The organism is Marinobacter sp. LQ44 (assembly GCF_001447155.2).
In the GTDB taxonomy this organism is placed as follows: Bacteria; Pseudomonadota; Gammaproteobacteria; order Pseudomonadales; family Oleiphilaceae; genus Marinobacter.
In genome coordinates, this window is the sequence record NZ_CP014754.1 from 682943 (window position 1) to 697539 (window position 14597).

Annotated in this window: 10 protein-coding genes; 6 read left to right on the forward strand and 4 right to left on the reverse strand. The window is 58.5% G+C overall.

Annotated features, from left to right (window positions below):
* Positions 1 to 79: 79 nt before the first annotated feature.
* A complete protein-coding gene (gene alaS, locus ASQ50_RS03260) occupies positions 80 to 2710 on the reverse strand; it encodes an alanine--tRNA ligase (protein WP_058090303.1) in 2631 nt (876 codons plus the stop codon).
* 159 nt (positions 2711 to 2869) lie between these two features.
* Here alaS and ASQ50_RS03265 point away from each other — a divergent pair, with 159 nt between their 5' ends.
* Complete coding sequence (locus ASQ50_RS03265; RefSeq protein WP_058090304.1) at positions 2870 to 3427, forward strand: RDD family protein; 558 nt, start codon at positions 2870 to 2872, stop codon at positions 3425 to 3427.
* A 19-nt stretch (positions 3428 to 3446) separates the two neighbouring features.
* Here ASQ50_RS03265 and lptG read toward each other — a convergent pair whose 3' ends face one another.
* On the reverse strand, positions 3447 to 4508 hold the full coding sequence (gene lptG, locus ASQ50_RS03270; RefSeq protein ID WP_058090305.1) for an LPS export ABC transporter permease LptG: 1062 nt from the start codon (positions 4506 to 4508) through the stop codon (positions 3447 to 3449).
* A complete protein-coding gene (lptF, locus tag ASQ50_RS03275; protein ID WP_058090306.1) occupies positions 4501 to 5604 on the reverse strand; it encodes an LPS export ABC transporter permease LptF in 1104 nt (367 codons plus the stop codon). Before lptF ends, lptG begins: the two co-directional genes overlap by 8 nt.
* Positions 5605 to 5830: 226 nt before the next feature.
* Here lptF and ASQ50_RS03280 point away from each other — a divergent pair, with 226 nt between their 5' ends.
* The 5 genes from ASQ50_RS03280 to ASQ50_RS03300 all read left to right on the forward strand — a co-directional run bounded on the left by ASQ50_RS03280 (position 5831) and on the right by ASQ50_RS03300 (position 12453).
* Positions 5831 to 7321, forward strand: a complete 1491-nt coding sequence (locus ASQ50_RS03280) for a leucyl aminopeptidase (protein WP_058090307.1) — start codon at positions 5831 to 5833, stop codon at positions 7319 to 7321.
* Positions 7311 to 7820 carry a DNA polymerase III subunit chi gene (locus ASQ50_RS03285; protein ID WP_058090308.1) on the forward strand — a complete coding sequence of 170 codons (510 nt, stop codon included), beginning with the start codon at positions 7311 to 7313 and terminating at the stop codon, positions 7818 to 7820. The genes ASQ50_RS03280 and ASQ50_RS03285 overlap by 11 nt, the downstream gene beginning before the upstream one ends.
* Before the next feature lie 310 nt (positions 7821 to 8130).
* Positions 8131 to 10983 (forward strand): valine--tRNA ligase, encoded by a 2853-nt coding sequence (locus ASQ50_RS03290; RefSeq protein ID WP_058090309.1) that lies wholly within the window; start codon positions 8131 to 8133, stop codon positions 10981 to 10983.
* 4 nt (positions 10984 to 10987) lie between these two features.
* The gene (locus ASQ50_RS03295) at positions 10988 to 11872 is read left to right on the forward strand and encodes a ketopantoate reductase family protein (RefSeq protein ID WP_058090367.1); all 885 of its coding nucleotides are present in this window, start codon (positions 10988 to 10990) and stop codon (positions 11870 to 11872) included.
* A 23-nt stretch (positions 11873 to 11895) separates the two neighbouring features.
* The gene (locus tag ASQ50_RS03300; RefSeq protein ID WP_058090310.1) at positions 11896 to 12453 is read left to right on the forward strand and encodes a cob(I)yrinic acid a,c-diamide adenosyltransferase; all 558 of its coding nucleotides are present in this window, start codon (positions 11896 to 11898) and stop codon (positions 12451 to 12453) included.
* Between the two features lie 31 nt (positions 12454 to 12484).
* Here the strand turns inward: ASQ50_RS03300 and ASQ50_RS03305 are convergent, their stop codons facing one another.
* Positions 12485 to 14515, reverse strand: a complete 2031-nt coding sequence (locus ASQ50_RS03305; RefSeq protein WP_058090311.1) for a methyl-accepting chemotaxis protein — start codon at positions 14513 to 14515, stop codon at positions 12485 to 12487.
* Positions 14516 to 14597: the final 82 nt, after the last annotated feature.

The following is a 14597-nucleotide window of genomic DNA, read 5'->3' on the forward strand; positions in this document are numbered from 1 at the left end:
AAAGCGGAACACCGATTGCCCGCCCATCAAATAAAGCGGGCGGAATTATAAACCTCCGCCCGCGTCCAAAAACAGTTGCTTAACCGATATTTTGTTCAACCCAGGCCGGAACGCCTGCCAGGGCATCCGCCAGCTTGGACGGGTCGTTACCGCCACCCTGGGCCATATCCGGTCGGCCACCACCTTTACCGTCCACTTGCGCCGCCAGATGCTTCATCAGATCGCCGGCTTTGATACGGCCAGTGGCAGACTTGGTAACCCCGGCAACCAGGGTAACCTTGCCGTCGTCCACGGTGGCCAGAACCACCACACCCTCGCCCAGTTTATTCTTCAACTGGTCGGCGGTTTCCATCAGTGCCTTGCGGTCAGCGCCTTCCAGCTCTGCCGCGACCACTTTGAGCCCGGCCACCTCTACGGCATTTCCAGCAAGATCACTGCCTGCGGAACTGGCGAGCTTGGCTTTCAGTGCATCCACGTCTTTTTCCAGCTGGCGGTTGCGGTCGAGAACCTGCTGCACTTTGTCCACGACGGTCTCACGGGTGCCTTTGACCAGGCGGGCCGTTTCGCGCAGGGTTCGTTCAGTAGCGTCCAGCCATTCCAGCGCACCAAACCCGGTCACCGCCTCAATACGGCGAACACCGGAGGAGATACCGCTCTCCGAGGTAATCCTGAACAGACCAATATCACCGGTGCGAGACACGTGGGTGCCACCACAAAGCTCAACAGAGTAGCTGTCGATTCCCATGCTCAACACGCGAACCACATCGCCATACTTCTCACCGAACAGAGCCATGGCACCTTTCTCTTTGGCGGACTCCATGTCGGTCACGTCAACCTGAACCGGCGTATTCTCCAGAACCTGTTCGTTTACCTGACGCTCAATCTCTTTCAACTGTTCCGGGCTAACCGCTTCAAAATGGGAAAAATCGAAACGCAGTTTGTCCGGGTCAACCAGTGAGCCCTTCTGGGTGACATGCTCCCCCAGAACCTTGCGCAGCGCCGCGTGCAACAGATGGGTGGCAGAATGGTTGCGTTTGGTGCGCTCACGCCGGGCGTGATCAATGCGGGCGTCTACTTCCAGGCCCGGGAACAACTCGCCCTCTACCAATGTGCCCACGTGCAGGTGGTTATCGCCTTCCTTGCGGGTATCGGTAACCTGGAAGCGGCCACCACTCCAGGTCAGCAGGCCGGTGTCGCCCACCTGGCCGCCGGATTCCGCGTAGAACGGCGTGCGTTCCAGCACCACCACGCACTCGTCACCGGCCTCGGCGGTTTTCTCTTCGCCGTTCACCAGAACCGTGCGGATGCGCTCATGGCCGTCAATATGGTCGTAGCCGGTGAACTCGGTCTTGCCTTCGATGGTGATGCCGGCGGCGTTGTAATCGATACCAAACTTGCTGGCCGCACGGGCACGGTCACGCTGGGCATCCATGGCCTTCTCATAACCTTCATAATCCAGGGTCAAACCGCGCTCTCGAGCAATGTCGTTGGTCAGATCTACCGGGAAGCCGTAGGTGTCATACAGGGTAAATACGGTTTCACCAGGAATTTCCGTACCCTTCAGTTCAGCGATGTCCTGCTCCAGCAGACGAAGGCCCTTGTCCAGGGTCTTGGCAAACTGCTCTTCCTCCTGCAGCAGCACTTTCTCGATCTGCTTGCGGCTGCTGACCAATTGCGGGTATGCATCGCCCATCAGTTCCACCAGGGCGCCCGTCAGTTTGTAGAAGAACGGCTGGGTTGCGCCCAGCTTGTTACCGTGGCGGGCTGCACGGCGGATGATCCGGCGCAGTACAAAGCCGCGACCTTCGTTTGACGGCATCACACCATCGGCAATCAGGAAGGCACAGGAGCGAATGTGGTCTGCCACCACCCGCAGAGACGCTTCGGTGGTCGCCGCACCGCCCAGAATTTCGGATGCAGCCTTCAGCAGATCCTGGAACAGGTCAATCTCATAGTTGCTATGAACGCCCTGCAGCACAGCCGCAATCCGCTCCAGCCCCATGCCGGTGTCTACCGAAGGCTTGGGCAGGTTCAGCATTTCGCCGTCGGCGGTGCGGTTGTACTGCATGAACACCACGTTCCAGATCTCGATGTAACGGTCGCCGTCTTCCTCGGGGCTGCCAGGAGGTCCGCCAGCCACGTCCGGGCCATGATCATAGAAAATCTCGGTGCAGGGGCCACAAGGGCCGGTATCGCCCATCTGCCAGAAGTTATCGGAGGCGTAGCGGCCACCTTTGTTGTCGCCAATGCGGATAATCCGCTCAGCCGGAACACCGACCTCTTTGTTCCAGATATCAAAGGCTTCATCGTCTTCCGCGTACACGGTTACCCAGAGCTTTTCCTGGGGCAGATTCAGGTGCTGCTCGCCGGTCAGGAAGGTCCAGGCAAAATTAATGGCTTCACGCTTGAAGTAATCGCCAAAGCTGAAGTTACCCAGCATTTCGAAGAACGTGTGGTGGCGGGCGGTGTAGCCAACGTTTTCCAGGTCGTTGTGTTTACCACCGGCGCGCACGCACTTCTGGGATGAGGTCGCTCGGGTGTAGTCGCGCTCTTCCCGGCCAAGGAAGGCATCCTTGAACTGGTTCATGCCAGCGTTGGTAAACAGCAGTGTGGGATCGTCTGCCGGTACCAGTGAACTGCTCGGCACGATGGTGTGACCCTGCTGCTTGAAATATTCCAGAAACGCCTGTCGCAACTCTGCGGTTTTCATAGACCTTTGATACCTTTCGACCTTAAACACCTTGCCTGAAACCCGCCGGAACAACCGGCAAGTCTGCGATTGAAATACCAATACTTACATGCGCGTGCAAATCCGCTACTCTAGCACACGCCGAGAACAGGAAAAACGTGAAACCTCACAGGAGACTCCATGCCCCGACGCTTTCATAACGCCGAGGAACTTTTACCGCCAGCCACCGCACTGAAGCGGGCCCTGGCCATTATCTACGATGGATTGATCAGCATTGCCGTGCTGCTGGTGGCCACCTGGGCTTACACCATGATTGCTGGCTGGATTACCGGCTGGGAACAGTATGAACAGATGGCGGAAGCCGGCGAACTGGAAGGCGGCCCCGGCCTTACCTTTACCTTGTTCCTGGTGCTCTACCTGTTCTTCGCCTACTTCTGGACCCGTATCGGCCAAACCCTCGGCATGCAGGTATGGCGCATTCGCATCGAGAACCTCGATGGCACTTCTGTCAGCTGGACCCAGGCCTTGCTCCGTTATGGCAGTGCTGCGGCAGTCATCGTGTTGACCATGATCGCAGCCTACTACGTTGGCTCCCTGACGCTCCTGCTCACCGTGCCCGCTGTGATCGCCCTGTTCTACCCGATCAACGGCTTGTCGCTGACCGATCGCGCATCCAATAGCGTGGTTGTGGCCGTGCCCGCACCAGACAAATCAAAAACCGCCAAAAACAAAAAGTAATGCGCCCGGGCCGGCCATCTCAGCCGGCCCGCCGCATCAACACAGCCCCCACCAAAGCACTCACCAGAATCGGTACCAATACCGCCAGGAGCGGGTTAAAGCCGTATACCATGCTCATGGGCCCCAACAAATCCTGCATGTACTTGAACAGCAAGCCCACCAGCAGGCCGGTGAACACGCGGAACCCCATGGTCACGGAGCGCAAAGGGCCAAAGATAAAGGAAATGGCCACCAACACCATCACGGCCGTACCCAACGGCATCAACGCCTTCTTCCAGAATGCGAGCCAATAACGGGCAGCCGTCAGCCCCTGTTCGCCTAGATAGGTGGCGTAGGTGTACAGGCCGGCCATCGAAAGGTTTTCTGGTTTAACGATTAACACACTCAGCACTTCCGGTGACAGCCCGGTCTCCCAGCGCAAAGCAGCGTGTTCATTGCGCAGGGTGCGCTCTTCCTCGATGCGAGTGGACACCACCTTCTCCAGCAACCAGTGATCGCCCTGAAAAATCGCCCTTTCAGCAAAACTGGACACCTCCAGCTGCCGATCGTCTCCAAAACGGAACAGCGACACGCCATGCAATACACCGTTTGGCTGAACGGCATTCAGATGCATGAACGTGTTCCCTTCCCGATGCCAGACACCATGGGCCGACGCAACATTCCTGCTCGCCCCCAGGGCCACAGCTTTCTCGCTCTGCGCCATGCGCTCCGTGGTCGGCGCCACGTATTCACCGATGACCAGCCCCAACACCACCACAACCAGGGCCGGTTTCATCGCCGACCAAACGATCCGGCGGATGGACACACCGGCCGCCCGGATGACCGTCAGCTCCGAAGAACTGGCCATGGCCCCCAATCCAACCAGGCACCCCATAAAAGCACCCAGTGGTAAGTAATCGTAAATTCGCCTTGGCAAGGTCAGAAATACATACCAGAGCGCCTGTAGGGTCTGGTAATCGTTGCGGGTGTCGTCCAGCTCGGCAATAAAGGCAAAAATCACATCCAGTGACAGCACCACCATCATCACCAGGAACATGGCACCCCCCACGGTGCGCATGACGTAGCCGTCAATTCTACGCATGGGCACCGGCCTCCTTTTCCAGGCGCCGCCGGTACAGCCAGGCCGGGCCAAACTGCAACCAAAGCCCCAGCGCCAGGAAAATCACATGCACCCACAGCATGCCTATCCACTCCGGCACCTTGCCGTCCGCCAGGGCGTCTCGCGCTACAATCAGCAAACCGAGGTAGGTGATGTAAACCAGCATCGCCGGTAGCAGATGGAAGAAACGGCCCTGGCGCGGGTTAACCCGACTTAGACGGACCGCCAGCAGAGTCACGATCGGCACGATCAACGGTAGCGAGAAACGCCAATGCAGCAGCGCCCGGTCCTCCGGGTTATCCGATTGCCAGAGCGCCTTGGTGCTGACGCCCTCCTCAAGTTCGCGGTTACCTGCTTCTCCGCCCATAACCTTGAGGCCATAGGCTTCGAACCGGGTAACATTGTAATCAAGCCTGCCGGGTTGCCCCTGAAACCGCCCGCCGTTCTCCAGAATCAGGAACCGGCTACCGGTTTCCTGATCGATCAACTGAGAACCAGACTCGGCGGTGATCAGGGTCACGCCTTGCCCGTTTCGATCATACTCTGCGATGAATACTCCCTGAAGCTGCCGCTTATCTTCGCTCAGTGCCTCTGTGTAAGTCACCCGGCTACCAGACGTAAAATCCTGAAATCGGCCCGGCGCCAGCATCTCGAATTCTGTGGCGGTGCGCGCTTCGTTGAAGATAGCCTCCACCTGCTTCATGCCCCACGGCGACACGTACAGGCTCATGCTGGCCACAACCAGCATCACCGGCACACAGCCAATCAGGGTTTTCGCGAGCAACTGCCTGTCGCTGACACCACAGGCAAACAACACCGTCATTTCGCTTTCAAGATACATCCGCCCGTAAGCCAGCAGAATGCCGATAAACAAGCCCAAGGGAAGAATCAGCTCCAGAAATCCCGGGAAGCGATACGCCATGATGGAGAGCAGAACGCCGGCAGGAATCTCGCCCTCGGCAGCATTGCCCAGGTACTTGATAAAGCGCCCACTCATAAACACCAGCAACAGGATGCCGGAAACAGCAAACATGCTGACCATGATCTGGCGAATGAGATAACGGAAAACGATGCTCAAATCGGTCTCTCTGGCAGCGCCGAAGCGTGAGATGGTCGATAACGGAAACTGCGGCTATTCTATGTAACCTTGGCGATGAATGACAGTACAAGCCCGATACGATAAAGCCATCGTAACGATATAAGCCTGCCGCTTGATTAATAGAGCTTTTGCCCCAATCCTATTGGCATCGGATGAACAACGCCTACCACATGCAATAAAGCACAACCTTACAACGGGAGTTGCCATGAATTTCAGCCTGAGCAGCAAAGCCATCACCGCCACCAAAACCGACTGCCTGGTGATCGCGGTGCCCGAAAAGGGCGAGTGGCCGGAAACCACAAAAGCAGCAGACGAAGCACTGGGAGGGCTGATCAAGCAACTTGAAAAAGCAGGCGACCTGACTGGCAAGAACGCGTCTGTCAACACCCTGCCCCTGGTAGACCAGCCATGGCACCGCGTAGTCGTGGTCGGCACCGGCAAAGACAGCGACCGCACGCCGGCGAGTTTTCGCAAGGCACTGATCGCCATGATGGGCACCCTGAAAGACGGCCCCTCCAAGAGCGCACTGATCTGCCTGGCCGACACCAGCCTGCAGGGCGAGGATGCCGTCAGCTCCGAAGAAGCCCGCCTGAACCTGATCGGACGTATTCTGGAAGACCAGCTGTACACCTTCAACGAGTTCAAGAGCGAGAAACCGGCTGCCCGCAAACTCAAGAAAGTGGTGGTTCAGGCCTCCGGTTCCGCCAAACCCCTGAAAGACGCCTTTAACCAAGGCCTGGCTACCGGGCGCGGCATGAATTACACCAAAGATCTGGGCAACACCCCGCCCAACATCTGCCACCCGGTCTGGCTCGCCGAGCAGGCCAAGACCATGGCCAAGGAATACGACTGCATCAAGACTGAAGTACTTGATGAAAAGCAGATGGAAAAGCTGGGCATGAACACCATCCTGGCGGTGGGCAAGGGTTCCAAACAGCCCCCGCGCCTGATCGTAATGGAATACCGTGGCGGCAAAGCCAAAGACAAACCCTACGTGTTGGTGGGTAAAGGCATCACCTTCGATACCGGCGGCATCAGCCTCAAGCCCGGCGAAGGCATGGATGAAATGAAATACGACATGGGCGGCTCCGCCAGCGTGTTCGGCACCATGAAAGTCCTGGCTGAAACCAAACCCAAGATCAACGTAGTGGCAGTGATCGCCGCAGCTGAAAACATGCCCGACGGCGGCGCCTCCCGCCCCGGTGACATAGTCACCACGTTGAGCGGCATGACCGTTGAAATCCTTAACACCGACGCCGAAGGCCGCCTGGTGCTGTGCGACGCCCTCACCTACGTGAAGAAATTCGACCCGGAAGCTGTGGTCGACATGGCCACACTCACCGGCGCCTGCATCATTGCTCTGGGCAACCAGGCCACCGGCCTGCTGTCCAATAACGACGAACTGGCGAACGAACTGTTGGCCGCTGGCGAACGCACCGGCGACCGTGCCTGGCGCCTGCCGCTCTGGGACGAATACCAGAGCCAGCTCGACAGCAACTTCGCCGACATGGCCAACATCGGCGGCCGCCCCGCCGGCACCATCACCGCGGCCTGCTTCCTGAGCCGCTTCGCCAAAGACTACCGCTGGGCCCACCTGGATATCGCCGGCACTGCCTGGAACTCCGGCAAAGCCAAAGGCGCCACCGGCCGCCCGGTCCCCCTGCTGGTCGACTACCTGATGACCCATGCAGGATAACCAACCGACCCCACCGGAACCCGGCAGCCCAGCTGCCGGCCCCTCCGGCCGGGAAGACAAGAACCAGCGCTACTGGTTCCACATCCTCGCCCAGAACACCCCAGCCGCCCGCAACCTCCACGCCGCCAAACTCGTGGACAAAGCCTGGCAGCAGGGCGACCGCGTGTGCATCCTCTGCGACACCGAAGAACAGGCTGAAGAACTGGACGACCTGCTGTGGAACATCACCCCCGATGCCTTCATCCCCCACAGCATCGCCCAAGACCCAACCACCCCCTGCCCCGACCCAGTAGGCATCCTCCTCTACCCACCGGCCGCTGTAGACTGGGATACCGTTATCGTCCTGTCCGCCAACCTGCCAGACGATGCCACTCAATATCGCCGCCTGGCCCTGGTCGCCCACAACGACCCGGCCGTACTGAACCAGGCTCGGGGACACTACAAGCAACTGCGGGCGATGGGGATTGAAGCGCGTGTACACGACATGCGAAAGCGCTAATTTTTATTAGCCACGGACACCCACTGACTTACACGGACAAAAAAACTCACCGGCGGACAGCACGAATTCCGACCTGTGGGGTTGGGGGTCGGCTTTCCAAAAATCTCGTAGGCCATGGATGGCCGAAGCGAAGCGTCACAAGGATGTGCCGCCAGGAGCGTTTTTTGGAAAGCCGACCCCCAACCCCACACGGCACTATACCAGCAGGCTACGTTTCACAGAGGTTCGCCGCATCAACAGCGACCATGTATAATCGGCCAATTCAAAATTTCCCTATGTGAATCAACCAAAACGGTCACTGCATAATCCCATGGAAAAAACCTACCAGCCAGAAAACATCGAGCGCCAGTGGTACGAAAACTGGGAATCCAAAGGCTATTTCCGCCCCAGCGGCGAAGGCGATTCCTACAGCATCGCCATCCCGCCACCCAACGTGACCGGCAGTCTGCACATGGGCCATGCGTTCCAGCACACCATCATGGACACCCTAACCCGCTTCAAACGCATGCAAGGCCGTAACGCACTGTGGACCGTCGGCACCGACCACGCCGGCATCGCCACCCAGATGGTGGTCGAGCGCAAACTGGCCGCAGAGGAAGACAAAACCCGCCACGACCTGGGCCGGGAAGAGTTCATCAAGCGCATCTGGGACTGGAAAGAACACTCCGGCGGCACCATCACCCGCCAAATACGCCGCCTCGGCAACTCCGTGGACTGGGACAACGAACGCTTCACCATGGACGACGGCTTCTACAAAGCCGTACAGGAAGTGTTTATCCGCCTGTACGACGAAGGCCTGGTATACCGCGGCAAGCGCCTCGTAAACTGGGACCCGAAACTCCACACCGCCATCTCCGACCTTGAAGTAGAGAACAAGGAAGAGAAAGGCTATTTCTGGCACCTGCGCTACCCGCTGGCAGACGGCCAAAAGACCCAGGATGGCAAAGACTACGTCATCGTGGCCACCACCCGCCCGGAAACCATGCTGGGCGACACCGCCGTGGCCGTACACCCGGACGACGAGCGCTACCAGCACCTGATTGGCCAGCACGTTTTGCTGCCACTGGTCAACCGCCGCATCCCCATCGTGGCCGACCACCACGCCGATCCGGAAAAAGGCTCCGGCTGCGTGAAGATCACCCCGGCCCACGACTTCAACGACTACGCCGTGGGCAAGCGCAACAACCTGCCCATGATCAACGTCATGACCCAGGATGCCAACATTCGCGAGGTGGCCGAAGTCTTCAATGCCGACGGCACCGAAAACACCGACATCGACGGCACCTTGCCCGCCGCCTACGCCGGCCTGACCCGCGAAGCAGCCCGTAAGCAGATCGTGGCCGACATGGAAGCCGAAGGCCTCGTCGAGAAGATCGAAGACCACGTACTGAGCGTACCCCGGGGCGACCGCTCCGGCCTGATCATCGAGCCGATGCTGACCGACCAGTGGTTTGCTGACGCCAAAACCCTGGCCAAGCCGGCCATTGAAGCGGTGGAAGACGGCCGCATCCAGTTCGTGCCCAAACAGTACGAGAACATGTACTTCGCCTGGATGCGTGACATCCAGGACTGGTGTATCTCCCGTCAGCTCTGGTGGGGCCACCGGATTCCGGCCTGGTACGATGCCGAAGGCAACATTTACGTGGGCCGCAACGAAGACGAAGTACGCCAGAAGCACAACCTGGCTGCGAGCCTGGAACTGAAACAGGACGACGATGTTCTGGACACCTGGTTCAGCTCCGCCCTGTGGACTTTCGGCACCCTGGGCTGGCCGGAAATCACCGAACGCCTGAAAACGTTCCACCCCACCGACGTGCTGGTGACCGGTTTCGACATCATCTTCTTCTGGGTTGCCCGGATGATCATGATGACCATGCACTTCATGAAGAACGAAGACGGCACACCTCAGGTGCCCTTCCATACCGTCTACGTGACCGGACTGATCCGGGACGAGCACGGCGACAAGATGTCCAAGTCCAAGGGCAACGTCATCGACCCACTCGACATGATCGACGGTATCAGCCTGCCCGAGCTTCTGGAAAAGCGCACCGGCAACCTGATGCAGCCGAAGCTCGCCGAAAAAATCGGCAAGCGCACCGAAAAGGAATTCCCGGAGGGCATCGCCGCCCACGGCACCGACGCCCTGCGCTTCACCCTGGCGGCCATGGCCACCACCGGCCGTGACATTAACTGGGACATGAAGCGCCTGGAAGGCTACCGTAACTTCTGTAACAAGCTGTGGAACGCCGCCCGTTACGTACTGATGAACACCGAAGGCGAAGACTGCGGCGTGAATGGCGAGCCGGTAGAGCTGTCTCTGGCCGACCGCTGGATCATCAGCGAACTGCAGCACTGCGAGCAGGAAGTCATCCGCCACCTGGACCAGTACCGCTTCGATCTGGCCGCCTACGCCCTGTACGAGTTCATCTGGAACGAGTACTGCGACTGGTACCTGGAGCTGTCCAAGCCGGCCCTGGGCGACGACAATGCCAGTATCGAAGCCAAACGCGGCACCCGCCGCACTTTGGTGCGCGTGCTGGAAGCTGTGCTGCGGCTGGCGCATCCGATGATGCCCTTCATTACTGAGGAAATCTGGCAGCGCATTGCCCCGCTCGCCGGCAAACAGGGCGACAGCATTATGCTGCAGCCTTACCCCCAGCCGGATGCCAGCAAGCAGGATGCTGCTGTAGCCGCCGATATCGAATGGCTCAAGGGCGTGATCGTGGCCGTACGCAACATCCGTGGCGAGATGAACATCTCTCCGGCCAAACAGGTTCCGGTACTGCTGAAAGGCGGCAATGTTGATGATGAGCGCCGCCTGAACGACAACCGCCAGTTCCTGATGTCTCTTGCCAAGCTGGAGAAGCTGGAATGGTTCGAGGGCGACAAAGCTCCCATGAGCGCCACCCAGCTGGTGGGCGAAATGGAAGTGCTGGTGCCCATGGCTGGCCTGATCGACAAGGATGCCGAACTCAAGCGCCTGGACAAGGAGCTGGAGCGCCTGAACAAGGAAATCGGCCGCCTGGAAGGCAAGCTGAACAACGAGAAGTTTACCGCTAAGGCGCCGGCTGAAGTGGTCGAGAAAGAGCAGGAAAAGCTGAAGGATGCGCAAGGCAGCCTGCAGCGGCTCAGCGCACAACGGGCTGAAATCGAGGCCATGTAAGGCCATGATTGCCATCCTAGGTGCCGGCTCCATGGGCCGGCTCTGGGCCGCAACGCTACCTGCCGGGCAGGTAGCGTTTGTGCCCCGCCCGGGCCAGGCGCCCGAACCCGCGAGCTACCGTTTTCAACCCCTTGAAGGCGAATCCTTCAGTGTCACGGTTCCCTGGCTACAACGCGGTCAGTCACCTGAATTGTTATTGGTGACCACCAAAGCCGGCGATACCCTCGAAGCCCTCAAAGGTGCCGTGTCCTCTATTGCCAGTTCGACACCCATTGTGTTGTTCCAGAATGGGCTGGGCAGCCAACAACAGGTTTCAGAAGCCTGGCCGCAACGCCCGGTGCTGGCAGCCTCCACCACCGAAGGCGCCAACCGGCCCGAACCGGGCCTGACCGTTCACGCTGGCCGCGGCGCCACCTGGTTAGGTGCTTTAAACCCTGCAGGGCAACCCCTGGTGGTCTGGGTCGCCCGGCAGCTTGGCGACAGTGGCCTTGCAGTCCACCCGGAACAGGACATACTTGGCCGGCTCTGGCAGAAGCTCGTCATCAACGCGGGCATCAACGCCTTTACCGCCATTCTGGACTGCCACAATGGCGAAATACTGGAGCAGCCGTATTACCAACAGTGGATAAACCCGTTGTGCGAGGAAATCAGCAGCCTGCTGGCTGCCGCCGGGCAACCGCAACAAACGCCGGCAGCTCTGCGCGAAAGTATTGAGGTGGTCGCCCGCAAAACCGCTGCCAACACCTCCTCAATGCGCGCGGATGTGCTGGCAGGGCGACCCACGGAAATCGACTTCATAAACGGTTACCTGGCACGACTGGGTCAGCAACACGGTATTCCGACCCCGGTGAACCAAATGCTCACTGAACAGGTACAACAACTGAACTGACTTTTACCAAAGGGAGCAACCGCATGGGCAACCGCCTGTCGAAAATCTACACCCGCACCGGCGACGACGGCTCTACCGGGCTGGCCGATGGCAACCGTATTGCCAAGAATGCGCAGCGCGTGGAAGCCATGGGCATGGCGGATGAACTGAATTGTCATATTGGTGTGTTGATCGAGACGCTGCCATCCGACGATGGCCTGATTGAGACGTTTCGCCGTATTCAGCATCACCTGTTTGATCTTGGCGGAGAGTTTGCCATCCCCGGCAGCAAGGTGATCAGCGACGACCACATCGAGTGGCTGGAACACACGTTGGACCAGTACAACGCTGACCTCCCACCGTTAAAGAATTTCATCCTGCCCGGAGGCTGTACTGCCGCAGCACAATGCCACCTGGCGCGGGCCGTTTGCCGTCGCGCGGAGCGTGTGGTAGTTGCGCTCGGCCACGAAGACTCCATCAATACCGCGTCCCGCCACTATCTGAACCGGCTGTCTGACCTGCTGTTTGTTATTGCCCGCGTGTTAGCCCGCCGGGATGGCAGCCAGGAAATTCTCTGGGAGCAAAAAAAATCCGGCCTCTGAGGGCCGGATTTTTTGATCACAGGTAAGAACTCTATACCTTGAACGCCTCTACCAAACGCTGAAGCGATGCCGTTAACTCAGACATCTGGCGGGACGACGCCAGCGTTTCCTCGGCGTTGGAAGCGGTGCTCTGCCCCAACTCGCCGATACGCTCCACGTTGGCATTCACGTTCTTGGCCACCGCGGACTGCTCTTCCGCGGCCTGGGCAATCTGGTGGCTCATATCCACAATCTCAGAGATGCCCGAAGCAATGCGGTCCAGCGCTTCGGTCACTTCACCAGACTTCTGAACCGTTTTCTCTGTAGCATCGTGGCTGGAGGTCATGGCGGAAACCGCTTCTTTGACACCACCCTGCAGGCGGGAGATCATGCCTTCAATCTCTTCAGTCGATTTGTGGGTGCGTTGAGACAATGAACGCACCTCATCAGCCACCACCGCAAAACCGCGACCCTGCTCACCGGCCCGGGCCGCTTCAATGGCCGCGTTCAGAGCCAACAAGTTGGTCTGCTCGGCTATGGCCTTGATTTCAACCAGCACCTGGCTGATGTTATCGCTGTCTGAACTTACCCGATTGATTACCTCTACCGCACCGGCGATTTCCGCCGCAAGACGGTTAATGGTTTGCACGGTAGCTGCCACAACCTGTCGGCCGGTCTCAGTATCACGCTCAGCACTGCCTGCGCTGTCCGCTACCCGGTGGGCACTTTCCGTGACCTCATTAACCGCCTCTACCATCTGCCCCATGGCTTCGTTAATCTGGCCTGTTTCTTCCATCTGGCGAGCCACCGCTTCACTGTTGGCTGCTGCCGTCTCGTTAACCCTCACCGCCTGACTGTCAACGTCATTCGTGGTCCCGCTGACAGAGCGGATCAATTCGGCAATCCGATCCGTCATGTTGTTAAACTCGGTGGTCAGCTCACCCAGCTCATCACGATTGTTAAGCTGGATGTGTGCCGTCATGTCACCAGCGGCGACGCTGCGGGCCGCCTCACTGAACCGGTTGATGGCGGTTCTTACTGACATAAAGAAGCCCACGTACAGGTACACCACCAGAAGCATCACACCGATCAGGGCACCTAAAATCAACCTGCGCTGGCCGGTCTCCCGCTGCAGGCGTTGTTCGAGGTTGCCGGAAACCACATCGAAAATGCTGTCATTAAGTGAATCGTAGTATTCCAACTGGGTGGTAACAGAGGCATCAAACTCCTGCCAGGGCTGCTCCAGACGCATTGGGGTGATGATGTTCAGGTCCAGCTGCTCGCGCAGCGCCATCAGGCTTTCATCAACCCGTTTCACAGCACCACCGGCCCGGTTTGACAGTTTGGGAGAGGTCTCAACCGCAACCGACAACGCCGGCGACAGCAGGGAACTGCGGTTGGTCAGCTGGTCATAGATTTCATTCAGGATTTCACTGAGGTTATAACCCACCTGGCCATCTACCAGCGCAAAGATGCCGTAAGAACGGGCCCTGCCGACAACGGTCCGCGCCTCAGGCAGCGCATTGCGGACCAGCCCGAGCAGCAACAGGTTTTCCCGGGAGGCATCCTGCCCCAGGCCGGAAATCTCAATGGTCGCCGGCAACAGGGCCAGCACTTTCTGGACAAACTCGTGGTAATACTTGAATTGAGGATCTATGTTGCCCTGGTAGTTGTCGTCCTGCTTTAGTTGTTCCCACTCTGCCTGCAAGGCCAGAACCTGATCCTTCCAGGAACCCGAAGAATCGAACGAACGGTTGTTTCCAGCAAGATCTGAAAACAGGCCATCGATCTGCTCCGCCGCTGCACCTGCCTTACCCAAAAGTTCGTCTTCATCCTTTAGCACACCCGGTGCCTGATAGTCGCGATACGCCATAGACGCAGACAATAGCTGGTCTACCTTGCGAAGATCGGCAAGGCCCTCGATACCGCGGGTCATGGTTTGAACGGATTGATTGAGGCTGGAAATAACCAACCACGACAGGACAATGATCGGGCCCAGGAACAAGATACTGATAAGGCTGAACTTGTAGACCATGGGCAGCCGATTCATCAGGCTAACAGCTGGATTGATCAAATATTTCACGGTGCCCTCTCGCTGATTCTAATAAATGAATCTTGATTGTTTGTTTGATTATCGCCCAAGGTCGGAAAAACTTAATCACCTT

What these genes read in the sequence shown, in the direction of transcription:
- ASQ50_RS03300 (WP_058090310.1), top strand. Translation starts at nt 11,896, where the DNA reads ATGGGCAACCGCCTGTCGAAAATCTACACCCGCACCGGCGACGACGGC.
- ASQ50_RS03265 (WP_058090304.1), top strand. Translation starts at nt 2,870, where the DNA reads ATGCCCCGACGCTTTCATAACGCCGAGGAACTTTTACCGCCAGCCACC.
- lptG (WP_058090305.1), bottom strand. Translation starts at nt 4,508, where the DNA reads ATGCGTAGAATTGACGGCTACGTCATGCGCACCGTGGGGGGTGCCATG.
- ASQ50_RS03280 (WP_058090307.1), top strand. Translation starts at nt 5,831, where the DNA reads ATGAATTTCAGCCTGAGCAGCAAAGCCATCACCGCCACCAAAACCGAC.
- ASQ50_RS03285 (WP_058090308.1), top strand. Translation starts at nt 7,311, where the DNA reads ATGCAGGATAACCAACCGACCCCACCGGAACCCGGCAGCCCAGCTGCC.
- alaS (WP_058090303.1), bottom strand. Translation starts at nt 2,710, where the DNA reads ATGAAAACCGCAGAGTTGCGACAGGCGTTTCTGGAATATTTCAAGCAG.
- ASQ50_RS03290 (WP_058090309.1), top strand. Translation starts at nt 8,131, where the DNA reads ATGGAAAAAACCTACCAGCCAGAAAACATCGAGCGCCAGTGGTACGAA.
- ASQ50_RS03295 (WP_058090367.1), top strand. Translation starts at nt 10,988, where the DNA reads ATGATTGCCATCCTAGGTGCCGGCTCCATGGGCCGGCTCTGGGCCGCA.